21 protein-coding genes and 2 pseudogenes are annotated in these 25,922 nt (G+C 61.2%); 12 read left to right on the top strand and 11 right to left on the bottom strand.

Going from position 1 to position 25,922, the window contains the following annotated elements:
* Nucleotides 1-384 precede the first annotated feature (384 nt).
* A complete protein-coding gene (locus tag G6P99_RS40760; RefSeq protein WP_165126172.1) occupies nucleotides 385-561 on the top strand; it encodes a hypothetical protein in 177 nt (58 codons plus the stop codon).
* Between the two features lie 743 nt (nucleotides 562-1,304).
* Here the strand turns inward: G6P99_RS40760 and G6P99_RS40765 are convergent.
* Together G6P99_RS40765 and G6P99_RS40770 are read right to left on the bottom strand one after the other, a co-directional pair.
* Complete coding sequence (locus G6P99_RS40765; RefSeq protein WP_084518894.1) at nucleotides 1,305-2,372, bottom strand: CapA family protein; 1,068 nt, start codon at nucleotides 2,370-2,372, stop codon at nucleotides 1,305-1,307.
* A 51-nt stretch (nucleotides 2,373-2,423) separates the two neighbouring features.
* Nucleotides 2,424-3,812, bottom strand: a complete 1,389-nt coding sequence (locus G6P99_RS40770) for an MFS transporter (protein ID WP_029085568.1) — start codon at nucleotides 3,810-3,812, stop codon at nucleotides 2,424-2,426.
* Between the two features lie 171 nt (nucleotides 3,813-3,983).
* Here G6P99_RS40770 and gcvA point away from each other — a divergent pair, with 171 nt between their 5' ends.
* Entirely contained in the window at nucleotides 3,984-4,877 is an 894-nt protein-coding gene (gene gcvA / locus G6P99_RS40775; RefSeq protein ID WP_165126174.1) for a transcriptional regulator GcvA, read from the top strand.
* A 193-nt stretch (nucleotides 4,878-5,070) separates the two neighbouring features.
* On the opposite strand, the gene G6P99_RS40780 is transcribed toward gcvA, so the two are convergent.
* Nucleotides 5,071-6,378, bottom strand: a complete 1,308-nt coding sequence (locus G6P99_RS40780; protein ID WP_051346885.1) for an MFS transporter — start codon at nucleotides 6,376-6,378, stop codon at nucleotides 5,071-5,073.
* 103 nt (nucleotides 6,379-6,481) lie between these two features.
* Here G6P99_RS40780 and G6P99_RS40785 point away from each other — a divergent pair, with 103 nt between their 5' ends.
* The gene (locus tag G6P99_RS40785; RefSeq protein WP_165126177.1) at nucleotides 6,482-7,423 is read left to right on the top strand and encodes a LysR family transcriptional regulator; all 942 of its coding nucleotides are present in this window, start codon (nucleotides 6,482-6,484) and stop codon (nucleotides 7,421-7,423) included.
* A gap of 282 nt (nucleotides 7,424-7,705) precedes the next feature.
* Here G6P99_RS40785 and G6P99_RS40790 read toward each other — a convergent pair.
* Nucleotides 7,706-7,985, bottom strand: a pseudogene (locus G6P99_RS40790) (ester cyclase); the annotation flags it as partial.
* Between the two features lie 383 nt (nucleotides 7,986-8,368).
* On the opposite strand from G6P99_RS40790, the gene G6P99_RS40795 reads away from it, so the two are divergent.
* From G6P99_RS40795 to G6P99_RS40825, 7 genes and pseudogenes are all read left to right on the top strand, one after another.
* On the top strand, nucleotides 8,369-9,193 hold the full coding sequence (locus G6P99_RS40795; protein WP_165126180.1) for an IclR family transcriptional regulator: 825 nt from the start codon (nucleotides 8,369-8,371) through the stop codon (nucleotides 9,191-9,193).
* Nucleotides 9,186-10,769 (top strand): annotated as a pseudogene (gene ggt, locus G6P99_RS40800) (gamma-glutamyltransferase). Before G6P99_RS40795 ends, ggt begins: the two are co-directional and overlap by 8 nt.
* A 17-nt stretch (nucleotides 10,770-10,786) precedes the next feature.
* A complete protein-coding gene (locus G6P99_RS40805) occupies nucleotides 10,787-11,623 on the top strand; it encodes an ABC transporter ATP-binding protein (RefSeq protein WP_165126182.1) in 837 nt (278 codons plus the stop codon).
* On the top strand, nucleotides 11,623-12,486 hold the full coding sequence (locus G6P99_RS40810; protein WP_165126184.1) for an ABC transporter permease: 864 nt from the start codon (nucleotides 11,623-11,625) through the stop codon (nucleotides 12,484-12,486). The genes G6P99_RS40805 and G6P99_RS40810 overlap by 1 nt, the downstream gene beginning before the upstream one ends.
* A 7-nt stretch (nucleotides 12,487-12,493) precedes the next feature.
* Entirely contained in the window at nucleotides 12,494-13,552 is a 1,059-nt protein-coding gene (locus tag G6P99_RS40815) for a histone deacetylase family protein (RefSeq protein WP_165126186.1), read from the top strand.
* Between the two features lie 44 nt (nucleotides 13,553-13,596).
* Nucleotides 13,597-14,661: an ABC transporter substrate-binding protein gene (locus tag G6P99_RS40820; RefSeq protein ID WP_165126188.1), complete on the top strand. Its 1,065-nt coding sequence runs from the start codon at nucleotides 13,597-13,599 to the stop codon at nucleotides 14,659-14,661.
* A 46-nt stretch (nucleotides 14,662-14,707) separates the two neighbouring features.
* Nucleotides 14,708-16,039: an aminotransferase class III-fold pyridoxal phosphate-dependent enzyme gene (locus G6P99_RS40825; RefSeq protein WP_165126190.1), complete on the top strand. Its 1,332-nt coding sequence runs from the start codon at nucleotides 14,708-14,710 to the stop codon at nucleotides 16,037-16,039.
* A gap of 198 nt (nucleotides 16,040-16,237) precedes the next feature.
* Here G6P99_RS40825 and G6P99_RS40830 read toward each other — a convergent pair whose 3' ends face one another.
* On the bottom strand, nucleotides 16,238-16,717 hold the full coding sequence (locus G6P99_RS40830) for a MarR family winged helix-turn-helix transcriptional regulator (RefSeq protein ID WP_165126192.1): 480 nt from the start codon (nucleotides 16,715-16,717) through the stop codon (nucleotides 16,238-16,240).
* Nucleotides 16,718-16,874: 157 nt separating this feature from the next.
* On the opposite strand from G6P99_RS40830, the gene G6P99_RS40835 reads away from it, so the two are divergent.
* Nucleotides 16,875-18,203: a Rieske 2Fe-2S domain-containing protein gene (locus G6P99_RS40835; protein ID WP_165126194.1), complete on the top strand. Its 1,329-nt coding sequence runs from the start codon at nucleotides 16,875-16,877 to the stop codon at nucleotides 18,201-18,203.
* Between the two features lie 5 nt (nucleotides 18,204-18,208).
* Nucleotides 18,209-19,261, top strand: a complete 1,053-nt coding sequence (locus G6P99_RS40840) for an ABC transporter substrate-binding protein (protein WP_334261876.1) — start codon at nucleotides 18,209-18,211, stop codon at nucleotides 19,259-19,261.
* A 23-nt stretch (nucleotides 19,262-19,284) separates the two neighbouring features.
* Here G6P99_RS40840 and G6P99_RS40845 read toward each other — a convergent pair whose 3' ends face one another.
* From G6P99_RS40845 to G6P99_RS40870, 6 genes are read right to left on the bottom strand one after another with little or no spacing between them, the layout of a single operon-like run.
* Nucleotides 19,285-20,403: an ABC transporter ATP-binding protein gene (locus tag G6P99_RS40845; RefSeq protein ID WP_165126198.1), complete on the bottom strand. Its 1,119-nt coding sequence runs from the start codon at nucleotides 20,401-20,403 to the stop codon at nucleotides 19,285-19,287.
* A gap of 18 nt (nucleotides 20,404-20,421) precedes the next feature.
* Nucleotides 20,422-22,161: an ABC transporter permease gene (locus G6P99_RS40850; protein WP_246709780.1), complete on the bottom strand. Its 1,740-nt coding sequence runs from the start codon at nucleotides 22,159-22,161 to the stop codon at nucleotides 20,422-20,424.
* A 31-nt stretch (nucleotides 22,162-22,192) separates the two neighbouring features.
* On the bottom strand, nucleotides 22,193-23,209 hold the full coding sequence (locus G6P99_RS40855; protein ID WP_246709784.1) for an ABC transporter substrate-binding protein: 1,017 nt from the start codon (nucleotides 23,207-23,209) through the stop codon (nucleotides 22,193-22,195).
* A gap of 48 nt (nucleotides 23,210-23,257) precedes the next feature.
* Nucleotides 23,258-23,671 carry a Rieske (2Fe-2S) protein gene (locus tag G6P99_RS40860; RefSeq protein WP_165126202.1) on the bottom strand — a complete coding sequence of 138 codons (414 nt, stop codon included), beginning with the start codon at nucleotides 23,669-23,671 and terminating at the stop codon, nucleotides 23,258-23,260.
* Nucleotides 23,671-24,774, bottom strand: coding sequence for an amidohydrolase family protein (locus tag G6P99_RS40865; protein ID WP_165126204.1), 1,104 nt, complete (start codon nucleotides 24,772-24,774; stop codon nucleotides 23,671-23,673). Before G6P99_RS40865 ends, G6P99_RS40860 begins: the two co-directional genes overlap by 1 nt.
* Nucleotides 24,771-25,901, bottom strand: coding sequence for an amidohydrolase family protein (locus G6P99_RS40870; RefSeq protein WP_165126207.1), 1,131 nt, complete (start codon nucleotides 25,899-25,901; stop codon nucleotides 24,771-24,773). Before G6P99_RS40870 ends, G6P99_RS40865 begins: the two co-directional genes overlap by 4 nt.
* Nucleotides 25,902-25,922: the final 21 nt, after the last annotated feature.

Raw genomic sequence — 25,922 nt, forward strand, 5'->3', positions numbered from 1 at the left:
ATCCGCAATTCAATTTTGAGAGCAATTCCCTGTCCCCAAAAGTGCGCAAGAACGACCGCCCCTTCGAGCCTGTCGCCTCCGGTGCCGGTTCGCAATCGCCAACTACTCGCCTGCTGGATCTCGGGTGGCCACGGTCATGAATGTTCGAGGGCCTGGTCTCGCAGTCTCGTATGATCATGCCCGGACCCACAACGTCCGCCGTGTCCGCGATCTGTCAGAAAGATTGGTTTAACGAGAGCGTATCGCTCAACACATGATGCGTAGGCGCAACACAGGTGGGGCGCGGAGTATTAGGCTTGTAGCCGCGCGCCGAGTGACCACGATTGGCCACGGTGCCGATGCATGCTAGAAAGCCGCCATGAAGGCGGATGAAGGAATGATACTTTGGTCAAAAAGAAAATGAGCGTTCGCCGCGAGTGGACGAAGGATGATGTTAAGACGCTGAAATCGCTCGCCAAGCAAAAGGCTGGTGTCACAAAGATTGCAAAGACGCTGAAGCGGACTCCTGGAGCTACAGCCGCCAAGGCCCATATGCTTGGAGTATCGCTCAGCACGCAGTAGTCGATGCCGGAGACCGACTGATAAGGTTCTGGGCGCGCGGGTTCATACAGCAATCGGCGGCGAGCACAGCAGCTAACCAAGCTCCGCACCGCTTATACTGCGGCGCAAGAGCGTGACCCCGCTCCTACAAAGCGACCCCGGCAAGTCTGGCGCCGATACTCATCCCTGGTGGTTTCGGGGACCCAGACGGCGCTCAAGTTCATGGACACTTGCCAACTGATAAGGTTTGCAGCCAAACCTTATCAGTTGCCAGATCGACTTTGCTTTCACCGTTCGCTTGCCGGTCCGTCGGGGTTCGAGTCGGGGGTCCGCTACTACATCGCTAAACCCACTATTTCGAAGGCCTTGTTCTCTTACTGGAGGGCAGACTAACTCGGAACGTCGCCTCTCGATAGTCCGCCAAAAACCGCCGTTCGTGCGTGATCCGTCGCCGCCAAAAATGGTCGGCAAGTAGGCTCAAATCGGGGACACGCAACAGCCCCCACAGACTCGTGCAGATTGTGATTTCGTTGAACTTGTGAGAATTTGGACTGGCCCCCGATCTTGCTCTCTGTAGCCTCCGGAGTCCGGCACCGCGAAGCGAGCTACCTTGGCGTCCTAGCCTCCGACACCAAAGTCGTGGTGTCCAATCCCGCGATGCACCGACTGGCGGTAGACCCGTTCCACAGACATCCGCACCTGACGGGTGGCACCGTTGGCCCCAATCCTGGCAGCGGCGCGACAATGCAGAAGTGAACCGGGCGTTAGCCAGCGGCTGCGTTAAGCTTGCCAATGCCTTCAAGCCGCAGGTGAGTGACCCCCGACAAGGCGATTGAGTCTCCGAGCTTCCGGCTCAGCTGCTCGAAACGGCCAAGAATGTCCTTGCCCGCGTCGGTGTCTGCACGATGTACGCAGATATCGTTGTGCTCGTTGCGACGGACCGGCAGTAATTCAATTTCGGTGATCTTCTTCCCTGCGATCGAGCAGCGCAGCGCCAGACCATCGAGATGACGGCCGCGCATAACGTCCCAGTCGAACGCAAAATTGCCAAGGCTGTAGAAGATCGGCTTACCTTGATAGATCTCGCCGGCCTGGACCACATGCGGGTGGTGGCCGAACACCATGTCTGCCCCCACATCGATGGCGGCGCGGGCTATTTCGCGCTGGTATGCGACTGGCTCCTCCTTGGAGGACACGCCCCAATGGCATGAAAGGATCACAAGGTCGACCTTGGTCCGCAGAGCGCGGATATCTTCCCGCATGGCCTCGAGTTCGTCGGCGTCTGCGAATGTATGCGTGATCGGCTCGGCGCCCGGCATTTCCAGCGCGCGCGGGCCCGGCTCATAGGCGGCGTGGGCCTTGATGGTGGCGCATCCCGGGCCATTGGCTGAGGCGGCGTGATTGCTCGGCCAGAACACCGATGTGTAGCTCAGGAAGCCGAAACGAACCCCGTTCTTCTCGATGATCACCGGCTTCCTGGCCTCGGCCAGGGTTTCGCCGACGCCACAGTGCAGGATCCCCACCGAATCCAGCGCCTTGACGCTGGCGACAGCGGCGCTCGCGGGATAGGCGACGTTGCTGGCGCAGCTCACGCCGACATAGCCCGCCTTCTTGAGCGCCGGACCTACCTTGGCGCCCGAATGGCGCCAACCCTTCTTGTGCGGGATATCGGGCCGCGCGGGATCGATCGAGGGCTCGGCAAGCGGGCCTTCCAGCTGTCCGAACACGACATCGGCCGACGTCAGCATGTCACGCACATTGACGAATGCGCTGAAAGGATCTTCCCGGTTCTGGATGTTGGTATCGCCCAGGATGAGCAGCGTTTGATCCATGTGCAGTTCCTTTTCGTGATGTCTGGTGTGGATGTCGGGATTGCGACCAGGTCAGGCCGCGCTTTCGGCGGAGCGCGGTGTTGTCACCGCCGCTTCGCCATCGCGCACTGGCGCGATCGATTCCAGGGAGCGCTGGTTGGTTTCGATGCCGAACAAGAGGATGCCAAGCGCCAACAGCAGATAAAGCGACGCAATGGCGTAGAGCACTGATGGGAGACCATAATTGTCATAGAGCGACACAACCATGTAGGGCGATGCGATGACAGCGATCCGCCCCGTCATCTGGGCGATGCCGGAGCCGCGGAAGCGATATTCGGTTGCGAACAACTCCGGCGTATAGCCGCCGAGACCGAAGCCGATCATCAGGCTCATGCCGCCCTGCAACAGGAAGCCGAAGATCAGCACCCAGGTCGGGTCAGTCTGTTGCGAATACGCCAGCGCGAACACGCCGCACCACAAGGCCGCAAACATGGTACCGCGACGGCGTCCAAGCCAGTCGGAGGTCAACATGCCGACCAGCGGCCCGAGCGAACTGCCCAGCGCCATGACGGTCGCAAAGCTGAGCGACTTCGTGACACTCAGCCCCTGTTTGACGAAGAAGGTCGGCACCCAATAGGAGAAGCTGTAGGAACCGACCAGACAGGTGATGCAAACCGCCATCGCGAGCAAGGTGCGGGTGACAACGCCGCGCGAGAACAGGATGGAAATCGGTACCCAGGCCGGCGCAGGCGCCGCCACTGATGTCACCGGCGGGAGCGGCCCCGCCTTCGAGGCCTCAGCCTCGATATCCTGCATGATCTTTTCGGCTTCTTCGTAACGGCCGCGCGCTTCGAGCCAGCGCGGCGACTCCGGAAGCTTGCGGCGCAGAAACCAGACCCACAATGCGCCGCAGCCGCCGATCAGATACATCGGCCGCCATCCCAGTGCCGGAATGACGAACAGGCCGGTAAAATTCACGGCGAATGTCGATGCCATCGACACCACGCTGATCAAGCCAAGCGCCCAACCGCGCCGTTGCGGCGGCACGAACTCGCTGACCATGCCGTAGCCGCAGACATATTCTGCGCCGATCCCCACTCCCATGAAGAAACGCAGCGTCATCAGCCAAGTCATCGACGGCGCGAGCATCGAGAACAGGCACATGCTGCCGAAAATCAGAAGATTAAACTGATAGGCGAACCGCCGGCCGTACCGGTCGCCGACCAGCCCCGTCATCAGCGCACCAATGGCGAGGCCGGCAAAGGTGATGGAGATGTAGTGGGCATTGGTCTCCATGTTCGACCAGCCCTCCTTAACGAGGGCGCCCAACACGCCGGCGGCCATCTGGTTGTCGAAACCGTCGAAGAACATCCCGAGGCCGATCAGGCTGAGAATCCGCCACTGAAATGCGCCCATGGGGAGCCGGTCAAGCCGGCCCGCCGCGTTAACGGGGGTAGTCATAGAAAGCGTTTCTCCCGCAAGTTACGGCGGTCAGCGACCGGTTTATGCGGGCAAGATAGGCGGAACGCCCTGGCCCGAGTATGCTAATTTACTCATCACGACGATGACTTATCTTCAGAGCAACACAGAGAATGCGGCGCTGACGCGATCAGCCCTCAGTCGGAGGCGCTGATGGCCCGAAAATTGCCTCCGCTGAATGCACTTCGCGCCTTCGAGGTCGCCGCCCGCTCGGAGAACTTCACCCATGCCGCCAAAATCCTGAACGTCTCGCAGGGCGCCATCAGCCGGCACATCGCTCAACTCGAAGCCTTCCTTGGCCTGCGCCTGTTCGTCCGTAACCAGCGCGACGTCAAGCTGACGACGCAGGGCGAACAATATGCGCAGGCCATTGCCGAAGCCTTTGATCGCATCGAACTCGCGACCCAGGTCAGCCGCCGGGAAAAGCAGTATCGCGTGGTGCGGATACGGCTGTTTCCCACGGTGGCGATGAAATGGCTGGTCAAGCGGCTCGCTCGCTTCCATGCCCTTCACCCAAGCATCAATGTGCAGGTCACGATCGCCAACGATCTCGTCGATGTAAGCGCTGGAGAGGTGGACTTCACCATTCAGATTCCCGCCATTCCAAAGCCCGGCGTGCGCTACGACACGCTGTTTCCGATCGAGCTGCTGCCGGTTTGCAGCCCCGCCGAGTTCAACAAGCATCCACCCGTGCACGATCCACGAGAGCTGCTCGACCGCACGTTACTGCAGTCGATGAAGCGCCCGCACGATTGGCGGAGCTGGTTTGACGCGGCGAACGTCACACCCGGGAGCTTTCGCGAAGGACTATCGTTCGGCAATTCCTCACTAGCCTATCAAGCAGCGATCGACGGGCTTGGCGTCGCGATGGCGCATCTGGAGCTGATCCAGGACGATCTCAACGCCGGGCGATTATTGGCGATCCATCCGCTGGTGGTACGAACCGCCGACAGCTACCACCTCGTCGGCCGCGAAACCGAGGCCGGCAGGCCGGAGATTGCTGCATTCCGCGACTGGCTGCTGTCCGAAACCAGGACACAGAAATGAGATTTCTCCATCGACAAGGTCTTGTTCTGCCTCCTCGTGTAACGCGACATGTGTAATCTCTCCTGAGTTGAGCACGCGACACCATTGTCGCGCGACGCCGCATTTCTTGTCTCTTGGTGGACCCTTGTTTCGACTCGCGCGACCGACGCGATCAGTTCTTTGCGTCCATCGTTGTCACAAGCCGCGGCCTGCATCAGGCCAATTGCTCCTTTGCGGTCTCAGCCATCAGCAGCAATGCCAAGCCTGACACAACCGCCGAAAAGATGATGAAGTAGGACAAGGAGATGGGCGTGCCAGTCCGAGTGATCAGCCACGACGCAATGAACGGAGCAAAGCCGCCAAACATCATTGATTGCAGGTTGTAAGCGGTCGTCAATCCGGTCAGCCTTCGCTTGGTTGGAAACATCTCAACAAGCGCAGCCGGCATGCTTCCCAGAAACAGCCCGCAGAACGCTGTAAAGACACTTTGTGTCAGGATCACAGTCCAAATCGATGTCGCCGCCAGCGCTACTGAAAGCAGAGGATAGGACAAGAAGATCAACAGGCCGCATGCGGCGATCATGTTGAGCCTTCGCCCTGTCTTGTCGGATATCCAACCCGATGCCAGGCATGACAGACCCATGACCAAGGTCGCAATTGCCGTCGACCAGAGCGCGGCACTGGGCGAAAGACCCGCATATTTCTGAGCGAAGGTCGGAAAATAACTGACGAACACGTACGTCACCACGGACTGGACCGCCGGAAAAGCAAACGCAAGCAACATCGCGCGAGACATGGAGAAGTTCTCCATTTCCGCCGCCTCAGGCTCCTGCTGGGCGCGCTTGAAAATCGGCGTCTCATCCACGTTGCGGCGAACATAGAAGCCCAGCGGGCCGATCAGCGCGCCGATCAGGAACGGTATCCGCCACCCCCAATCGGCCATGACGGCAGACCCAAGCGTCGTGGTGAGCACCCCGGTCACACCCGAGCCCAGCAACAGCCCCAATGTGATCGCACACGGGTGCAGGCTGCCATACAGACCGCGCCGATGTGCCGGTGCCCATTCCACCAGGAAGGAAGCTGCACCGCCCCACTCGCCCCCTGCCGAAAGGCCCTGCATGAGACGCGCGACCACCAGGAGAATTGGGGCTGCGATGCCGATCGAGGCATAGGTCGGCAAGACGCCTATCAGGCCGGTTGAGCAGGCGATCATCAGAAACGTCAGCAGGAGTGCCGGCTTGCGCCCGTATTTGTCGCCGAACAATCCAATAAGGAGACCGCCGAGCGGACGGGCCACAAAACCGACGCCGAACACCGCGAATGTTGCGAGCAGCGCCGTGTTCTCGTCCCCGGCTACGAAGAACTTTGTTCCGAGAACACTGGCCAGATAGGCGTAGACCGTGAAGTCGTACCACTCGAGCACGTTGCCGATCCCGGCTCCTGCAATGGCTTTGACCCTGGCAAACAGGCTTGTGGATTGAAATTGGCCGCGCGCGACGACGTCATAGGCCTCGGCAGTCATCTGATCCCCCCTGCCCGGATTTTTTGTTTTCCGATCATCGGAGCGTAGCCGCGGCGCGTCCAATCGAATATTGAATGATTGGTATTCGGACTCGGAATGTCAGATGGCACCCCCGCAAGCTTCAGCTTTCGCTTATCAACTCCGTTTCAAGCAACTCCAGCTGATGATCGCGCTCGGGGATCAGGGAAGTCTCAGCAAGGCGGCTGCGGTCCTCAACGTCACGCAACCAACTGCGACCAAGATGCTGGCGGAACTCGAGGCGTTGGCGCGATTCAAGATCTACGAACGCAAACCCCGCGGGATGCAGATCACAGAGCTCGGCGGCGAAGTGCTGATGTTCGCATCACGCGTGTTGTCCGAGTTCGACCGCATGCAGGCTGCGCTTGACGCAAGGCGCAACGGAGGCATCGGCGAACTCGTCGTCGGAGCCATTATCGGCGCGCCGGACATGATCGCCCGGGCGGTGACGGAGATGAAGCAGGCGCAACCGCTATTGACGATCAAACTGCGCGGCGAATCAAGCGATCATGTGATCGAAATGCTGGAATCGAGGACAGTCGACATTGCGGTCGGCCGCTTTAACAATCTCGGTCAACACAATCTCTACAACTATGAACCCCTTGGCGATGAAGGTCTGTGCATCGTCGCACGCGCTGGGCACGCACTTGCCAAGCGACGGAAACTCAAGCTGACGGATCTTGCGAGCGAACGGTGGATCCTGCAATCCCTGGCTACGCCGGTACGTCAGATACTCGAATATGAATTCGGCAAGGCAGGAATGGCGACGCCGGCGGACGTGATCGAGGTCAACTCGATCCTGGCCGTTATCCAGCTCCTGGAGCGGTCCGACGCTATTGCAATGCTGTCAGAGCCAGCGATACGGGACTATCTGGCGACCGGCCTGCTCTATCGCCTCCGTTTGCCCATTCAGTCACGTATGAGCGGGTTTGGCATTCTCACACGCCGCGGTGAAGCACTTACCGGCACGGCCGCGGAATTCGCCGAGCGCCTTCGTGCCATTGCGCGAAGCGCCCGGCGTGCCTGACTTCATTTCTAGCGGGCGAACGTCCCTCCGAGCGATCTTGTACCGATCGAGAATAGACGACCTTAACAGACCGGGTCAGCGTCGATACCATTCGATCGAAGTAGAAGCCACGCCATGCATTGATGGCTCCTCAACAGGAGGGCCGCAACCAGCGATACCGACATTTGGTTCAGGTTTCGATTTGACCGGCAGGCCTAGAAACTGCCTCGAGCGAGTGACTTCTGGGCGGCGCGTCGTTCAGAACAAAATCGCGAACTCTTATGAAAATGCTGAAGGCATCAACGCCGGGCCAGCATGGCGCCGCCTCTCCCATTGACCGACGACGTAGTCGCCCTCGGCGATCAGATCCGCAGTGCCCCAGAAGTTGAGATCGGGAAACGCGGCGCGGAAGTCGGTCGAGCGCCTTGATATCGGCGCGGCCGCCACGGGGCTCATGCAGCGAATATTTGAGCAGCATGTCAGGAGCGGCGATCTTGTCGATGACACCACGATCGACGGTCTTGCCCCAGAATTCGGTGAACCAACGGCCAACGACGGCCTTGTTATCATCCTGTTTGCTCATCGAAAAACACCCTCCATTTGCAGAAATCATGGATCGGTCGGCGATCGCTGCAACGTCTAGGCGTCGTCCCCGTTTATCGAATTCCGATTCTTGCCCTGAAATTGAAAGAAGCGGCCCGCCTCGGTCTGTCGAGCAGCCACGGCCGCATCTGCTCGCGGTCATCACGGACCTCTGCTTCGTCCTCGTCTGACCGCATGCCGCGCACTTCCGACGATGCTGCCGGCTACCTGGTGGCGAGCAACAACCTTGCAGCCGTAGTCCCCGTGCATCGATTGAAGACGTCGTGCCCTGATTCCGATCGGCCTTTGCCCGCTGTTTTTGCAAAGCTACCCTTGACACCATTAATTTCGAGGAGTGAAATTAAATTCTGAAATGGAGGATCCATGGCCAGGCTGACTGCCACCGAGCGAAAGACCAGTACGGACACGTTGCAGGCGTCCTCCGACGACGCGCGGCTCGTACAGGCCGTGGCGCGTGGCCTGTCGGTGCTTCGGGCTTTCAAGCCCGGCGAAAGTTCACTGAGCAATAGTGAGCTGGCGGAGCGCACAGGGCTCTCGAAGCCGACGATCTCGCGTCTGAGCCAGACACTTGCCGCGCTCGGCTACCTCGCGATCGTTCCCCGCACCGGCCACTATCAGCTCGGAGCCGGGATCGTCGCCTTATGCCATTCGCTGCTAGCCGGCATGCCTCACCGCATCGCTGCCCGCCCTGTCCTGCAGGAAATCGCCGACTTCTCGCGCCTGCCTGCATCGGTCGGCATGCGCGACCAATTGGTCATGCTCACCATCGAGACGGCGCATCATCCGCAGATGCGGCCGGCAAGATTCGACCTGGGCTCGCGGCTGCCGATCGAGACTTCGGCCATGGGCCGCGCCTATCTCTTCGCCCTCGCAGAGGATGAGCGCGAAGCGTTGCTGCAGCGAATCCGACTGCAGCGGCCGCGCAGCGAGTGGCGCGGCGTGCGAGCGCGGATCGACGCGGCCTTCGAGTCGATTGCCAAGCGCGGTTTCTGCGTGTCGCTCGGTGATCGCCAACCGGATGTTTATGCGGTCGGCGCTCCCGTCGTGACGGCGGACGGCGCGGTTCTGGCGTTCAATTGCGGTGGAATGCCATCTGAGGTCACTGCCGCGCAGCTCGAGAACGACATCGGACCGCGCCTTGCTCGCGCCGCCCGGCAAATTTCCATGGAGGTTTCAGGCGTTGCGTGACTTCACAAAGCAAGGCCGATCGATGACGATCGGCGAGAACGGCATGATCTGCACGTCGCATCCGGCTGCCTCCATGGCTGGCCTCGATATGCTGCGAGCCGGCGGCAACGCGGTCGACGCTGCCCTGGCCGCCATCGCTGTGCTGGCCGTCGTCGAGCCGCACATGACCGGCATAGGCGGCGACTGCTTCGCACTGTTCTCAATTGGCGGCGCGGCACCGATTGCGCTTGACGGTTCGGGGCGCGCGCCCGGCGCGGCGAGGGCCGAATGGTATGTCGATCGTGACATCCGTGAAATTCCACCAACCTCCGCGCATGCAGTGACGATACCCGGTGCGATCTCGGCGTGGTGCACGCTGAACCGTGACCACGGATCGAAGCCTCTTTCAGAGGTACTTGCGCCCGCGATCCGCCTTGCCGAGCAAGGCATGCGTGTGACGCCTCGCGTCGCGTGGGATTGGGGCCTGCAGATCGAGAAGCTCTCGGTCGATCCGGCAACCCGCGCCGCCTATCTCCCGGGCGGTTCCGCACCGGTCGTTGGCGATCTCTTCCGCAACCCCGCGCTTGCCGAGACGCTGCGTTGCATCGGTCGCGAAGGCGCGGCCGGCTTCTACTCGGGCAAAATAGCTAAGGCCCTGACCGCCAAACTGCGCGAGGCCGACGGGCTCCATCAGGAGGAAGACTTTGCCCGGCATCACTGCGATTATGTGCAGCCGGTCCAGACCAGCTATCGCGGCTATGAGGTCTACGAATGTCCGCCGCCTGGACAGGGGCTGGCCGCCCTCATGATCCTGCGCGTCATCGAGAATGTGGCGCTTGGGGACAGCCGGCGCAGCGAGGCCGATCGTATCCATCTCCTTGCCGAGGCTACCAAGGCGGCGTATCGCGTCCGCGATTCTTACTTCTGCGACCCGACGCAGGGCGACGTACCGGTTGCGCGGTTTCTTTCTGATGCCTTCATCGCCCAAATCAGTGATCGCATCGACCCCGGCAAGGCATCGCTGCCCGAAGACTGGGATCTGACCGAGCACAAGGACACCGTGTAAGTTTGTGCGGTCGATCGCGACCGCAACGCGGTGTCGCTGATCAATTCGCTGTTCGCGCCGTTCGGAAGCGGCATTTTCGAACCGACCACTGGCGTTCTCCTGCACAATCGGGGAAGCGGATTCCGGACGGACCCGAAGCACCCCTGCGTGATCGCTCCCCACAAGCGGCCCCTGCACACGATCATTCCAGGGCTGGTTTTCCGCGACGGCAAGCCGGTCATGCCATTCGGGGTGATGGGAGGCCACTACCAGGCCACGGGCCACGCGCATTTTCTCTCCCAGCTTCTCGATCGCGGGCTCGACATTCAGGCCGCGAGCGACGAGCCGCGTTCATTCGCCTTCGACGGAACGCTGTCGCTCGAGAAGACGGTCTCGCCCGCCGCTTTCGACGACCTTGCCGGCCGCGGACACGCGGTTGCCTGGTCCGATCTTCCGATCGGAGGCGCGCAGGCGATCTGGATCGACCACCAGCGGGGACTCATGTTCGGAGCGTCCGACCATCGTAAGGACGGGATGGCCCTGGTTCTCTAGTTGGAAGGAGGTGAGCAATGACGCTGTTGAAAGGTGCACTCACGGCGGAAGCAAGTCCGAAGCACCCGCCTGGCGCCTCAGGCTCACGTGATTTCATCCGCATCAACGAGGTCGGCAAGCTGTTCGGCGGTCGCGGGCCGGCCGTGACTGCGCTTCAGGATATCAATCTCGATGTCGGCCTTGGCGAATTCGTCGCAGTCGTGGGTCCATCGGGCTGCGGAAAATCGACGTTGCTTCGCATTCTCGCAGGACTAATCCCGACCAGCTCGGGAACCGTCTGGGTTGGCGATGGCAAGCTGGATGGACCACGGCACGACATCGGCGTCGTGTTCCAATCGCCCGTGCTGTTTCCCTGGCGCACCGTTCTCGACAACGTGCTGATCCCGATCGACGTCCAGAAGCTCGATCGCAAGAAGTATCTGTCGCGGGCGCGCGAGCTCATCGATCTCGTTGGATTGGGCGATTTCGAACAGCGCTATCCCGCCGAGCTCTCCGGCGGCATGCAGCAGCGGGTCGGCATCGTCCGCGCCCTGGTCCATGATCCAGCCATGCTGCTCATGGACGAGCCGTTCGGAGCGCTCGACGCCATGACGCGCGAGCACATGAACGTCGAATTGCAGCGCCTCTGGATGGCCCAGAGCAAGACCATCCTCTTCATCACCCATTCAATCTCCGAGGCCGTGTTTCTCGCCGACAGGATCGTTGTGATGACGCCCCGACCGGGCCGCATCACGGAGGTGCTCGACATTGACCTGCCTCGCGAACGGACGCTCGACATGATGACCACGCCGCCATTTGGCGAGTACGTCCGCCGCATCCGCACCCATTTCGGCACAGCTGGAGTCATGGACTGATGCCTGATCTCTCCTCGCTCGACACCGCCAAGAATCGAATCTTGAGCATCCTGCTGCTCTGCCTCGTACTCGTTGTCTGGCAGGCAAGCCCGATTCTCTTCAAAATTCCCGCGTTCATCCTGCCGTCTGCATCCGCCGTCGCTGAAGGACTGTGGCGCGGCCTGACCAGCGGGCTCTATCTCTATCACGGCGCAGTGACGTTGTTCGAGGTGGTCGCCGGGTTCGTACTTGGCGGATCTCTAGGCCTCGCTCTTGGAGTAGCCCTCGCGCTCAACCGTCGTTTCGCCTACTTCATCTACCCATACATCATCATGTTCCAGTCGATGCCGAAGGTCGCGCTCGCGCCGCTGTTCGTTCTCTGGTTCGGCCTCGGCGTCACCTCCAAGATCGTGACGGCGGCACTCGTGGCTTTCTTTCCGATGATGATCAACACGATCTCGGGATTGAACTCCGCCGACAAGGACCGCATCGACCTCATCCGTTCGCTCGGCGGCAGCGAACGACAGGTCTTCACCATGCTGCGGTTTCCGAGCGCGTTACCCTTCATCATGGCGGGTCTCGAGATCGCGATGGCCCTGTCGCTGATCGGCACCGTTGTTACCGAGTTCCTCGGCGCGGATGCCGGGCTCGGCATGTTGATGCAAAGCATGAATTTCATGATGGACGTCGCCGGGTCGTTTTCCGTCCTGATCATTTTGGCAGTCGTCGGGCTCGCACTCAATCAGACGCTGATCATGATCCGCAACCGGCTGCTGTTCTGGGAGCACCTTGGGCGGATTGACCCCGGAGTTGCCGACGACACGACCATCGCCGAGCCGAAGTCGTCCCAAGCCGGCAACGCGCTCCCCGCATCGCAGAAGTGAACTTGCCATGAAGGTCTTTTACTCAGAACGTCAACTTGAGCACCGCCCCCAGCAGATCATGCTGCTCGGCAAGCTCGCTTCGCCGGTCGAGAATCCGGATCGGCTGGCGGTACTGGCCCGCAGACTTACCGAGGCTGGCCTGAAGGAAACGCCACCTGCCGACCATGGCCGCGACGCCATCGAAGCCGTGCACGGGGCTGACTATGTCGACTTTCTCTCCTCCAGTTATGCACGCTGGGCGACCAATCCCAACGCCGGGCCGGAGATCTTGCCGAACACGCATCCGTACCGCGGTAAGGGATCGGCGCTCAGTCCTTCGTCCACACCGCCTTGCAGCGCGGTCAACGCCCAGGCGGGCTGGTACATCGGCGACCTCAATTGCGCCATCGGCGCCGGCACCTGGAGCGCGGTCTACGAGTCGGCGCAGGCCGCGCTATCTGCGGCGCACGCGGTTATCGATGGTGCCCCCTCTGCATTCGCGCTTTGCCGTCCGCCGGGACATCACGCATTCGCCGACCGCGCCTCAGGCTTCTGCTTCCTCAACAACGCCGCCATTGTCGCCGATCTCATCGGCAAACGGGCAGGCAGAGTGGCCATCCTCGATCTCGACACGCATCACGGAGACGGCACGCAAGCGATCTTCTATGATCGCAATGACGTGCTGTTCGCATCCGTGCACACCGACCCAACGACCTACTATCCCTACTTCTCGGGTTACGCCGACGAGCGGGGTGCGGGAGAAGGGTTCGGCGCCAACCTCAACTTGCCGCTTGCTCCCGGTAGCGGCGACGAAGCCTTTCTCGACGCCTGTAGAAATCTCGTTGAAGCCGCGCGGGCCCGCAGGACCGAGGTGCTCGTGGTGTCGGCCGGCTGGGACGCCCACCGCGACGACCCGCTATCCGTGCTCGATGTCTCGACCGACGCATTTGCACGAGTCGGCGAACTGCTGGCCGATCTGCAGCTTCCGACACTCATCGTGCAGGAAGGCGGTTATTCGCTCGAGGCCTCCGAGAACGCCGCCGCAGCCTTTATCGGCGCATTCTGCTCACGACACAAACGGGCCTGACGAGATGTCACCTCAACCAACGTGCAACGGAACTGGAGAGTAAGATGCGTCATAGCTATCTAGGTGCTGGCCTCGCCCTTTGCTCGGTGATTGCCGTGGCAGGCACGACCTCGTCCGCACTCGCACTGGACAAAGTGCGCCTGGGCTGGTGCACGAGCGTAATGACGCATGGGGTCGCCCCGATCGCGGTTGCCACCAAGTTTGGCTGGTTCAAGCAGGAGGGCATCGAAGTCGAACTGGTGAATTTTCCGGGATCCTCGGACTGCGTCCGCAACGTTGCGACAGGCGAGGTGCTGGCCGCGGTCGCCACCGCAGAACCGGTCGCGATCCTGCAGCAGACTGGCGTGAAGACGCAGGTTTTCTACACTGCTTACCGCCGCAACATTTTCGGTGTCGCAGTGCCGGTGGACAGCCCCATTAAGAAATATGCGGATTTGAAAGACAAGAAGATCGGGGTAACCTCCATGGCCTCGGCAGGCGTGGTGCTGGCCCGCTCGGGAGCCTCCGATGCCGGCCTCGACCCCGACCGCGATATCCGCGTCGTGGTGTCGGGTCAGCCGGCCCAAAGCGTCGTCCTGCTCCAGCGCAAGGAGATCGATGCTGTCAGCCAGTGGGACACGCAATACACATTAATGGGCCTCGCCGGCGTCCCCATGCGCATGCTCCAGGATCCCTTGATCGACTCTTTCCCGGCCAACAGTCTCGTGGCGAGCGCTGACTCGATCAAGAACAAGCGGAATCTGCTGGTGCGCTTGGGGCGCGCCTACACCATGGGCGTGGTTTACACCCTGAAGAATACGCGTCAGGCCGCCGCTATCTTCCAGGATGTCTATCCGCAGGTCGTCCCGACCGGCCTTGCTCCAGACGCAGCGCTCGAGCGGACAGCGACCCTGCTCAAGACCGTCTCCGAGAAGTGGACGCTCGATAAGCCGGGCGAGAAGTGGGGCGAGAGCGACCTCAAGATCTATCAAGGTTACATCGACTGGCTGGTACGGGCAAAGATTCTCAAGCAGTCCATTGACGCAAAGGAGATCGCGACGAACGACCTGGTCGGAGACATCAACAAGAACCTCGACATCAAGTCGGCTGAGGAAGCTTCGGCCCGCTGACACGCCGGCTCGCCCTTCCACGACAAACAAGACTGGAGTAGCGCAAATGGACCAAGCAAGCCTCGATATTCCTCCGAACGACCTTGAAGCCTACTGGATGCCGATGACGCCGAACCGGCGCTTCAAGTCGGGACCGGATTTCTTTGTCGAAGCCAAGGGGATGCACTACAAGACACCCGAAGGCCGGTCTGTGCTCGATGCCATCGCTGGGCTTTGGTGCGTCAATGCAGGGCATTGCCATCCCAAGATCATCGAGGCCATTCGCCACCAGGCGGGAAAGCTCGATTACGCATCAAGCTTCTCATTGGGCCATCCGCTCGCGTTTCATTACACCAATCGCGTGATGGAGATCGCGCCGAAAGGGTTTGACCATATTTTCCTCGCCGGATCCGGCTCCGAGGCAGTCGATACCGCCCTGAAGATGGCGCTCGCCTATCACCGGGCACGCGGCGAAGGCCATCGCCAGCGTCTGGTCGGACGCCAGCGCAGTTACCATGGAATGGGATTCGGCGGGCTCTCGGTTTCGGGCATCGGATGGCAGCGGGCGCAGTTCGGCGTCATGCTTCCGGGGGTGTCACACCTTCCTCATACACACGATCTCACGCGAAATGCGTTCAGCAAGGGCGAGCCCGAGCACGGCGCCGAATTTGCAGATGCGCTGGAAGGTCTCCTGACCGCGATCGACCCCTCGACGGTCGCAGCCGTGATCGTCGAGCCGGTCGCCGGAGCCGGCGGCGTGCTGCCGCCGCCCAAAGGCTATCTCAAGCGACTGCGCGAGATCACCAGCAAGCACGGCGTCCTGCTGATCTTCGACGAAGTTGTCACAGGCTTCGGAAGATTAGGAGCGCCCTTTGCCGCACAGGCTCTGGGCGTCACGCCAGATCTCATCACCTGCGCCAAGGGGATGAGCAACGGCGCCGTTCCCATGGGCGGCGTGCTGGTTCATCAACATGTGCATGATGCCATGTCGCAGGGACCGGAGGCTGTGGTCGAGTTTGCTCATGGCTACACCTACTCAGGCCACCCGCTTGCCTGCGCCGCCGCGATTGCCACACTCGATGTCTATCGGGAGGAAGGCATCTTCGAAAAAGTCGCCCGCATCGCCGGGAAATGGGAAGCCGCTATTCACGACATCAAGAGCGCCGGCGGCATGGTCCGCGATATCCGCAACCTCGGGCTACTCGGGGCCGTAGAGATCGAAGCTGCCCCGAATGCTCCTGGTCAACGGGCCCGCGCCGTGGCGAACCATTGTTTCGAAAATGGGATCTTTGTTCGCGCCCTTGGCGATACACTGATCCTGTCGCCGCCTCTTATCATCAACGAGGAGCAGATCGGTCAGATCGCCGATGGCATCAAGAGCGGCATTCGGACATTGTGAGATACTGAGGCGCAGACGGGGGCCGCCGACCAACAAAGCAGGCATTGCGGGCAATCTGGTCTGTGGCTCTATGTCAGCTTGCGCGGCCGTCGGCGTAGAAGACATTCCTTGAGCTCGGCTACTGACGCGGGATCGACGCCTTCGCCATTAGTCGCATCCGAGTTTCGCGGACCGAGCCGTTCCTGCAGTTGGAGGCAGTTATAGGAATTTCTCGCGGTCCTGCGCTTTGATCTCTGTCTCCAGTTGCTGATCGAGCTTGTCGAGGATTTGCCTCAAAACCTCGACTTCGTGCGGATCGAGCGCGGCCATGAGCTTACGCTCGACCCGAACAACGAATTTCTCGATATCCTTGTAGACCTTGCGGCCATCGGTCGTAAGGCTCAGGCTGGCGCGGCGGCGGTCTGCTTTATCCACATCACGATAAATCAGCCCTCGACGCACCAGCAATTCGATGGAGCGCGCGACCTTGAACGCATCGGACGAGGTCAATTTCGCAAGTTGCGTGGCCGTCAGCGGCTGATGCCTGGCAATGACCGCAAGGCTTCGCCAGGCCGGCATCGTCAGCTCGTAACGATCTTTGTACATGGGGGCAATGAAGCTACCCAGCCGCGAGGCGATGAGACCAAACCGGTACCCGGTCCAGTTCTCGAGCGGGAGGATCGTGCTGACTTTGTTCATCAAAAAGATCTGCTCGCTAGTATGGGAGCGGAACCATAACGAGTTGCATTGCACCGCTCAACCGCTCGCTTTTCCGGACGATCGTGTCATTGACGCAGGGCCAAATTACTTGCATAATGCAAATAATAAGCGTTCAAAAGAACCAAGGAGGATCAACATGTCGAAATCGACTGACGGCCAGGATCTGACGCTGGTTGGCCCAGGCACGGTCATGGGCGAGATGATGCGGCAATACTGGATTCCCGCCGCTCTCTCTTCGGAGCTATCAGTCGACGGCGATCCGATGCGTTTAATGCTGCTCGGTGAGCAGCTCATTGCCTTCCGTGACAGCTCGGGCCGGGTTGGCGTGCTGGATCATCAATGTCCGCACCGCTGTGCCTCGCTGTTCCTTGGCCGTAACGAGCACGACGGAATCCGTTGCGTCTATCACGGCTGGAAATTCGACGTCGAAGGCCGCTGCCTCGAGATGCCGAACGTCCCGCCTCCACAGGACTTCAAAGAAAAGGTCCGTGCAAAAAGCTACAAGGTGCGCGAATGCGCAGGCCTCATCTGGGTTTACATGGGCGCGCGCGCCGAGGCGCCACCGATGCCGATGCACGAAGCGCTGTTCGTTCCGGAGCAGGATCTGACCGTCACCATCCTCCAACGCGAAGCCAACTGGCTCCAGGGCCTCGAAGGCGATATCGACACGTCGCATTTCGGCTTCCTGCATGCCGGACACATCAACCCTGATGATTTCGAGGAAGGCCACCCGGCCCGTCACACGGTTTCCAACCGAGCGCCGGAATACAAGGTCACCGACACCGATTGGGGCACGATGTATGGCGCGTTTCGGCCGGAATCGGACGATCGAATGCACTGGCGCATGGCGCATTTCTCCCTGCCGTTCTGGACCCAGACCCCGAACGCCGACTTTGCCGACCACGTGGTCGCCAAAGCCTGGGTGCCCATGGACGACACCCACACGATGCTGATCTCGATCTATGGCGGCCGCGCCAAGGGGGCGACTTACTCGAGCTCCAAGCTGAAATCCGGTGGCGGCATCCCGGGGGCCGATGGTCTCGATTATCTGCCCAACACCACGGATTGGTATGGACGCTGGCGTCCCGTCCAGAACATCGGCAACGATTGGCAGATCGATCGCGAGGCTCAACGCACCAACAAAATCTACACGGGCATCCGCAACATCGTGATGCAGGATCAGGCCGTCACCGAAAGCATGGGACCGATCGTCGATCATACCAAGGAACATCTCGCGCCGAGCGACGTCATGATCTCGCGGACGAGACGGCGCCTGCTCAACGCGGCACGGGCGCTCGCCAATAACGGCACGGTGCCACCCGGCGTCGACGATGCCGAGGTGTTCTGGAATGCGCGCGCAGGCTCGTTCTATGCAGACGCGAAGGTCGATTGGCTCGAGGCCTACCAGGAGAAGCTGAAGACCGCCCTTCGCTGGCGTGCCCCGAGCCAGCAGGCGGCGGAGTAGCGTCGATGTCCACGCCGGATTGGAAGGAGCGCGCGCGCATCACGCGCCGCGCCGCGGTGTTTGGACTGACGGCCTCTTCAATGTTGCCATCGATCACGGCACCGGCACGGGCGGAGGACGAGTGGTCCACACTCGTGGCCGCGGCCAAGAAGGAAGGCCGCGTGGTGCTCTACAGTGCGTTCGTTGGCCTTGCTGCACATAAAGAACTCAAGAAGGACTTCGAGTCGACCTACGGAATCACAGTGGACATTCTCGAGGCACGCGCGAGCGAAGTCCGGGAGCGCATCCGCATCGAACAGGCCGCCGGTCGAAACGCAGCCGACGTCTCCGAGAACGGGCGGACCACGACCACGCTGCAGATCAAGGAGGAGCATGTCTTCGAACCTCACGGTCCCCTCCCCAGCCTCGGCCGCCTGAAGCCCGACTTCCCAAGCGACGGCATGCGGCTCCCTGTCTTTGCCATCGTCTACGGCATCCTGGCGAACACCTTGCTGGTCAAGCCGGCGGACGAGCCGAAAAGCTGGCTCGACCTGACGGATCCGCGCTGGAAAGGCAAAATCCTCAGCGACGATCTGCGGACGCTGGGCGGCGGCGGCGTGCTCTTCTCGGTCCTGCAGGATCTCTACGGGCGCACCTTCCACGAGAAGCTTGCTCAGCAGGACCTGAAATTCAGCCGGGAGATCCCCGCCAACGAGCGGCGGGTGGCCCGCGGCGAACTTCCGCTCTACATCCCCGACAGCCTGACGTCGCTGCTTGAGCTCAAGGGCCTGCCGGTGAAATTCATCGCGCCCAAGGAAGGGCTGCCCTATGTCGGCTACGATCTCGCGTTGCTGAAGAATGCGCCTCACCCCAACGCAGCGCGGCTGCTGATGGAGTACTATCTGGGCAAGACGATGCAGCAGAACCTTGCGAGGCTGGGGCTGCTGCCGACCACTGCGGCCGCGCTGACCGGTGTCGACCCTGCGGTGGCACAGATCGAGACAACGAAGCTTCTCGGCACCACGGATCCCGAACGCATGAACGCGATGCTGTCCTTGGCTCAGCAGATCTATCGCTGAGAGGCATCCCAGCGCAGGCCGGCTCAAGGGGCCGCGCCGGCCTGCTCCGGCACAGCCCAGGCCGACTGCTGCGGAACGACAACGGTCACATTGTCTCCGACCGAGAAGCCACCGAACGGCGGCGCATCGACATTGAGGCGGCTATCGTCGGTCTGCACCACGACCGACCGGATCGGACCGCGGAAGATCGTATGCGCAATCTGCCCAGACCACCGAAGTTCATGGTCTTTGCGGGCCGTGTCGGGCGGCGCGATGCGGGCGTCTTCGGGACGAACCATGACGGTCACGGCCTGCCCCGGCCTGACCTCGCTTGCCGACTCGCACGCACCACGCCAGCCTTTTCCGACGACGTCGAGCCGCACGCGGTGATCGCCGATCCGCGTGCAGGCCTCCACACTGGCCTCGAGCAGGTTCGGTGTTCCGAAGAAGGCCGCCACGATCCGGTTTGCGGGGTAGCGATAAATCTCCTCGGGCGCTCCGATCTGCTGGATTCGGCCGCGATCCATCACGACCACGCGGTCGGACAACGCCATCGCTTCGGCCTGATCATGTGTCACGTACAGGCTCGTCATCCCGAGCCGTTTTTGGATTGAACGGAACTCATCGCCCATCTGCAGACGAAGCTTCGCGTCGAGATTGCTGAGCGGCTCGTCGAGCAGCAGCACCTTGGGTTCGAAGACGAGGGCCCGCGCAATCGCTACCCGCTGCTGCTGGCCGCCGGACAGCGCCGGTGCTGGCCGTTCGGCCAAATCCTGCATCTCGACGAGGCGGAGTGCCTTGCCGACAAGATCGCGTATCTCGGCCGCTGATTTGCGGCGCACCCTCAGCGGATAGGCGACGTTCTCGAAGACGGTCATGTGCGGCCAGATCGCGTATGACTGGAAGACCATGCCGAGCCGCCGGCGCTCCGACGGAACGAAGACGCCGCGCCCCGCATCGCTGACCATCTCGTTGCCGATGCTGATGCGGCCGCCGGTATTCTGCTCGAGGCCTGCGACCATCCGCAACGTCGTGGTCTTGCCGCACCCCGACGGCCCCAGCAGGGTAACGAATTCGCCCTCGTTGACGCGCAGATCGACGCCGTTGACCGCGACGAAATCACCGAAGCTCCGGCTCACCTTCTCAAGAACGACATTCGACATGGCGCGATCCAGGCTCGGTCACATTCCACCGATGCGGCTGCTAATGAACTTAAGTTGAACCCACCGGAAGACGATCACGAGAACCATCATGATGAGCCCAATGACACTGACCTGCTCTGCATTGCCGTTCGCCCACAGCTTCAGCAAGACGACGGACAACACCTCGGAGCCGACGGAATAGAGCAGAACGGATGCGCTCAGCTCGCGCATGATCCCGAAGAACACCAGCACCCATCCGACAGCGAAGGACGGCCACGCCAACGCAAGGACGATGCGCCTCATGGTTTGCAGCCAGCTCGCGCCATGCACCCGGGAGCACTCCTCAAGGTCGAACGAAAGCTGCGCATATGCGCTCGACATGGCGCGGACCGAGAGCGGCGTGCCGAGCGAAATATAGGCCAGCAACAGCGCCCAGATCGTGCCGTAGATCGGGATCCCGTGAGGCAGCAGAGCAAACCCCCAGAGAAACCCGACACCGAGGACGATACCGGGCATCATCCACGGCAGCCAGGCCATCGAATCGATCAGCAGCCGGCCGCGCCACTTCGTGCGGACCGAGACATAGGCGACGGTTGCGCCGAGCAGCATGGTCAGCGTGGCGCCGACGAGTCCCAGGAACATCGTGTTGCTGAACCCGCGCCAGAACTCGCTGCTGCCGAACACCGCTCGATAGTGCTCGAGCGTCAGCATGTCCCACTGGTAGAACCCGAAGAACTTGAAGAACGAGCCGATCACGAGTTGCCCGACCGGGAGAACCACCGTCACCACAAAGAACAGAAGGCAGAAGGCAAAGGTTGCCCATCGCCATGCGCCGAGTTTCATCACCGAAGGCGAATATCCCTTGCCAGTGATGGTTTGAAAACTCCGGCCGCGCAGCATCCGCCGCTGCAGGAGAACGATCAGGAATAACAGCGCCATGATGACGAAGCTGATCGCAGTTGCGTACTGATATTGCGGCGGCGACCGCTGGTTGATCGAATCATAGATGTCGGTGGTGATGACCCGAATTCCTGCCGGCGAACCGAAGAAGAGCGGTGACTCGAAATTCTCGATGCCGCGAATGAAGCTCAGGATCGCGGCACCTGTGAGCGCGGGCAGCATAAGCTGCAATGTGACAGTACGAAAAGCTCTCAGGCGCGACGCTCCGCACATGGTTGCCGCTTCTTCGAGACTTGGATCCATCGCGCGGAAAGCATCCACGATGAGCAAAAACAGGAACGGTACTGAATATTGCATCATGTGCCAGACCACGCCGCCATATGAATAGACGTTGATTGGCGCTGTCTCCGATCCCGTGATCCACTCATAGAGCTGATTGAGCAGCCCGACCTGCGGATTGCCGAGCATGCCCCACGCCATTGCGGTCAGGATTGGGGGAATGAAGAATGGAAGCGTGATCAGGACTTCCAGAGATCCCCGAAACGGCGTGTCGGTTCGTGCCAGAATCCAGGCGAGCAGGACGGCCAGAACAACGGAAGGAATAGTCTTGGCCAGGGATATGCCGACGGTGTTGAGAAGTGTCACCGCGCTCTGCAGCGTGAGGACGTCGCGATAGCCGTCCAGACTGAACGTTCCGGCCATCCCCGGCGGCGTCGAATGCAGGCTTCCATAAAGCAGCATCGACAGGGGATAGACGGAAAGGAAAGCGAGAATGACCACGAGCAGGGCAAGGGCCGCAAGGCGGCCCGCCGCTGTCGTCTGCAGCCATCGCCCAACCCAACCAAGGCCCTTCGAGCGCCGCTCGACGAGATTGTTCACTCCCTCTCCGGCTGAAACGCTCATGGCCCTCTCAGGGATAAAGCCTCTTGGCGAGGTCCATCATCGTGGAGCGCTCAGCCAGCTTCGCGGGCCCGATGATCTTGGCGTTGACGAACTGCTGCGCATCCGGATTGGCGCGCTCGGCCGCCGCAGCGTTCACTGGCAGCATCCAGGCATTGGCGTAGAGCAATTGCGCCTCAACGCTAAGGAAGTGGTCGATGAACAAACGCGCGGCGTTGGGGTGCGGGGCGTTCTTGAGCACCGCGAGATCCATCTCCGCGTAAGGTGCACCCTCCTTCGGAATCACGACCTTCACCGGTAACCCCTTCAGATCGGACGTGAAGGCAAAGATCTGCGGGATATAGATGGCGTACTCGCCGCGAGCCACGCGTCGCGCGTCGTTTCGCATATCGCGGCTGAATACCGGCTTTTGCTCGGCGAGCTTCTGGTTGAAGTCAGCGCCCATGGTCTTTTCCAGGATGGCGAACATGGTGTTCCCGCTGCCGAGCGGCCGCATGTCGTCCGAGAGGATCTTGCCCTTCCATTTGGGATCGTTGAGATCGTTCCAGCTCGTCGGAATGTCCTGCTCCTTGACCAGCCGCGTGTTGACGAGAATACCCATTGGCTGCATGAAGGCCGGCACGCTGTATTCATTGGCCTTGAACGGCGGTCGCAAATTGGCGGCATTCGGGATCGGTGGCAATTTCTGCACGAAATCGCCGTTCTTGAGCTGCTCCTCGATCATGGTCGTCGTGACCATTTCCGCGTCGCCCAGGAAGCGGCCAGCCGCCTGCTCAGTGCGGATGCGCTCGGCGAGCTCGCTGGCGCGCAGGTCGAGACTCTCGACCGAAATTCCGTACTTCGCTTCGAACGACTTGAGGACTTCCTTGAAGTAGGGGGCGCCCAAGGCCATGTTGTAGACTACGACCTTGCCTTCCTTCTTGGCGGCCTCAACGACCTTGTCCCAAGAACCGTCGTCGGCTTGCGCAGGGCTGAATAGACCCACAAGACAAGCGACAGCCGCCGGTATCCCTAGCTTGAACAACACGTTACTCCTCCCAAAGTCCTTTTATTTGCTATATTGGTTCGCCGGTCTTCAGGTCTCCAGGACCACATATTGCTTGTCGATCGTGACCTGAAACGTTTCGGCGCGCAGCTCGCCTTCGATCAGCGCCCCACCGGACTCAACCTTCAGCTCATAACTCCGCACCTTGGTGCGATCGGGCTCGCACCACGACCGCCCGGTTCGCAGATCGAATTCCCAGCCGTGCCATGGGCAGCGCAACAACTCACCACGGCGGCTGTATTGATAGTCGCCAGGCCCCGTTGCCTCGACGAGCCCGACGATGCGCCCCTTGCACAGGGATGCGCCTTCATGCGGACAACGATTGCCGACCGCGAAATACTCGCCCTCGACATTGAAGATGCCGATCTCGCGTCCATTGACCTGGACCAGCAGGCGCTGGCCTGGCGGGATCTGATCCACGGTCGCAACCACATGCCGCGCCATCAGTCCAACCTGTAGAACTTGCGGGCATTCTCATAGAGAAGTTGCTCGCGCTGGGCTTGCGTGAGGTTGGCGCGAAATGCGAAGCGCGGATCGTCGAAATCCCAATGTGGATAGTCGGTGGAGAACAGCAGCCGGTCCCATCCGATCCTGTCGAACAGATCGATCAATTCGGCTGATGTCGCCGGCTCTTCCATCGGCTGCGTGCTGAACCACACTTGCTCGCGCACGTAGTGCGACGGCGGCTTCTTGACATGGGGAACCTCGCTACGTAGGCGTGCCCAGTGCTTGTCCATGCGCGCATTGAGCGATGGGACCCAGCCCAAGCCGCCCTCCATGATCACGACGCGCAGTTCAGGAAAGCGTTCCAGGACTCCTTCAAACACGAGACTGGCTACGACCGCCTGCATGGTCTGGGCGACCGAGTGATGTTCCTCCATGTAATAGGATGTCCATCCGCCGCCGGTCGACGGATGGCCATTCGTGCCGCCGACATGGATGGTGATCGGCAGGTTGTTGCGCACCGCCGCCTCATAGATCGGCCAGTAGCGCCGGCGTCCGAGCGGCTCGTCCGTCTTGGGCAGGATCAGGATCTGGGTAAAGTTGGGATCGCCTCCCCTGGCGTCGATCTCGGCGACGGAGGCAACCGTATCCTCCTGGGCGACCAGTACCGAGGCCCGCAGCCGCGGCTCCTGCTTCACCCAGCGTTCGACCTGCCAGGTATTCATCGCGCGGGTCAATGCGACGCCAAGATCGAGATTGCGCTGGCTTCCCGGATTCCAGCGCAGGGGAATCAACATGCCCACCTCGATTCCGTTCGGATCGAGGTGCTGCTTCCTCATCAATTCAAGGCTCGATCCCGGCGGTCCGCCCTCCTCCGGATAGGCATCGATCCTCGCAGCGTCGGGCGACATGCGCGGATGCGACAGCGCCTCGGAGAAAGCGTGGCGCAGGTGGCTGCCATAAACCGACAGATGCTCGATCCATCGTCTTTCCAGATAGGGATGCACCTCGGTCCACGACGTCATCGCCGGATGGATGTCGCAATCGATGACTTTCAGCTCGTAGCTCGCGGCTTTTGGCCGCTCGAGTTCAACGGTGCTCATGGCACAACCTCCATGATCTGATCGGCTTTGGCCAATCGCGAGTAAGTGGCAAGCGCGTTTTCACTGGCGATCTTGCGGAACAGCTCGCCAGGGAGCCGGCCGGAGAGAACCGCATCCCCGTCGAAATGCCAATGCGGATAGTCCGTCGAGAACAGGAACAGCTCATCCGACTTGATGTGATCGGCGAGCCGCATGATGGCCTCGCCGTCGTCCGTCGCATCGACCGGCTGGACGGTGAAGCGCACGTTGTTGCGGATGATCTCCGACGGCGTGCGCGTGACCCAGGGGACCTCGGCCCGTACGCCCTTCCAAGTCTTGTCGGCGCGCCAAATGAACCCGCTCAGCCATGTCAGTCCGGATTCGATGGCGACGACCTTGAGCCGGGGAAATTTCGCGAACACGCCTTCCGATATCAGGCTTTGCAGCTGGCTCTCGAATGCGGCGGATTGCGCCACATAGTCCTCGACGTAGTGGGAGGGCCAGCCGATAGCGGTCGGCGCATATCGATAGGCGCTGCCTGCGTGAATTCCGATCGCGAGGCCAAGGCGCTCGGCGCGTTCGTAGATCGGCCAGAGATGCCGGCGGCCCAGTGTCGTTTCGCCGGACACCAGCATGAGCACCTGCACGAACCGGAAGTCATCGGAGCGGCGATCGATTTCGGCCACGGCGAGCTCTGCATTGTGTGACGGGATCACGATCGAGGCGCGCAGCCGCGGATCGTGGTTGAGCCAGTGATCCCTGATCCAGTCATTGGTCGCCCGGCAGAACGCAGCCGCCATGTCTTCGCTGTGAAGCACCTGCGCGCCGTAGAGGCAGTTCAGGATTCCATAGCGCGGCCGAAACCGATCGAGCACATGGCCCTGCATCGCCTGCAGCGAGGAGCCCGGCTTCGCGCCGCCCTCGAGATCCCAGTCCGGGCGGCACGACAGCGGCGAGTTCTGCGGATAACTCGTCAGGCTCAGGTTGAGACGATCGAGCGCGCGGACGGAGACCATCTCGCGCCAATAGTCGTTCAGGTATGGCAGGAGGACGCCCATCCCGGGCACCGCCGGGTGAAGGTCGCAATCGATCGCCCCGGCATACGTCCTCGCCTGATCAAGACCGGCGACCAAGCCGTTTCCTTCCATGTCGCTCTCGCCACTTTTTTC

This window comes from Bradyrhizobium sp. 6(2017) (assembly GCF_011058295.2).
Classification (GTDB): domain Bacteria; phylum Pseudomonadota; class Alphaproteobacteria; order Rhizobiales; family Xanthobacteraceae; genus Bradyrhizobium; species Bradyrhizobium septentrionale.

What these genes read in the sequence shown, in the direction of transcription:
- G6P99_RS40765 (WP_084518894.1), bottom strand. Translation starts at nt 2,372, where the DNA reads ATGGATCAAACGCTGCTCATCCTGGGCGATACCAACATCCAGAACCGG.
- G6P99_RS40770 (WP_029085568.1), bottom strand. Translation starts at nt 3,812, where the DNA reads ATGACTACCCCCGTTAACGCGGCGGGCCGGCTTGACCGGCTCCCCATG.
- gcvA (WP_165126174.1), top strand. Translation starts at nt 3,984, where the DNA reads ATGGCCCGAAAATTGCCTCCGCTGAATGCACTTCGCGCCTTCGAGGTC.
- G6P99_RS40780 (WP_051346885.1), bottom strand. Translation starts at nt 6,378, where the DNA reads ATGACTGCCGAGGCCTATGACGTCGTCGCGCGCGGCCAATTTCAATCC.
- G6P99_RS40785 (WP_165126177.1), top strand. Translation starts at nt 6,482, where the DNA reads ATGGCACCCCCGCAAGCTTCAGCTTTCGCTTATCAACTCCGTTTCAAG.
- G6P99_RS40795 (WP_165126180.1), top strand. Translation starts at nt 8,369, where the DNA reads ATGGCCAGGCTGACTGCCACCGAGCGAAAGACCAGTACGGACACGTTG.
- G6P99_RS40805 (WP_165126182.1), top strand. Translation starts at nt 10,787, where the DNA reads ATGACGCTGTTGAAAGGTGCACTCACGGCGGAAGCAAGTCCGAAGCAC.
- G6P99_RS40810 (WP_165126184.1), top strand. Translation starts at nt 11,623, where the DNA reads ATGCCTGATCTCTCCTCGCTCGACACCGCCAAGAATCGAATCTTGAGC.
- G6P99_RS40815 (WP_165126186.1), top strand. Translation starts at nt 12,494, where the DNA reads ATGAAGGTCTTTTACTCAGAACGTCAACTTGAGCACCGCCCCCAGCAG.
- G6P99_RS40820 (WP_165126188.1), top strand. Translation starts at nt 13,597, where the DNA reads ATGCGTCATAGCTATCTAGGTGCTGGCCTCGCCCTTTGCTCGGTGATT.
- G6P99_RS40825 (WP_165126190.1), top strand. Translation starts at nt 14,708, where the DNA reads ATGGACCAAGCAAGCCTCGATATTCCTCCGAACGACCTTGAAGCCTAC.
- G6P99_RS40830 (WP_165126192.1), bottom strand. Translation starts at nt 16,717, where the DNA reads ATGAACAAAGTCAGCACGATCCTCCCGCTCGAGAACTGGACCGGGTAC.
- G6P99_RS40835 (WP_165126194.1), top strand. Translation starts at nt 16,875, where the DNA reads ATGTCGAAATCGACTGACGGCCAGGATCTGACGCTGGTTGGCCCAGGC.
- G6P99_RS40840 (WP_334261876.1), top strand. Translation starts at nt 18,209, where the DNA reads ATGTCCACGCCGGATTGGAAGGAGCGCGCGCGCATCACGCGCCGCGCC.
- G6P99_RS40845 (WP_165126198.1), bottom strand. Translation starts at nt 20,403, where the DNA reads ATGTCGAATGTCGTTCTTGAGAAGGTGAGCCGGAGCTTCGGTGATTTC.
- G6P99_RS40860 (WP_165126202.1), bottom strand. Translation starts at nt 23,671, where the DNA reads ATGGCGCGGCATGTGGTTGCGACCGTGGATCAGATCCCGCCAGGCCAG.
- G6P99_RS40865 (WP_165126204.1), bottom strand. Translation starts at nt 24,774, where the DNA reads ATGAGCACCGTTGAACTCGAGCGGCCAAAAGCCGCGAGCTACGAGCTG.
- G6P99_RS40870 (WP_165126207.1), bottom strand. Translation starts at nt 25,901, where the DNA reads ATGGAAGGAAACGGCTTGGTCGCCGGTCTTGATCAGGCGAGGACGTAT.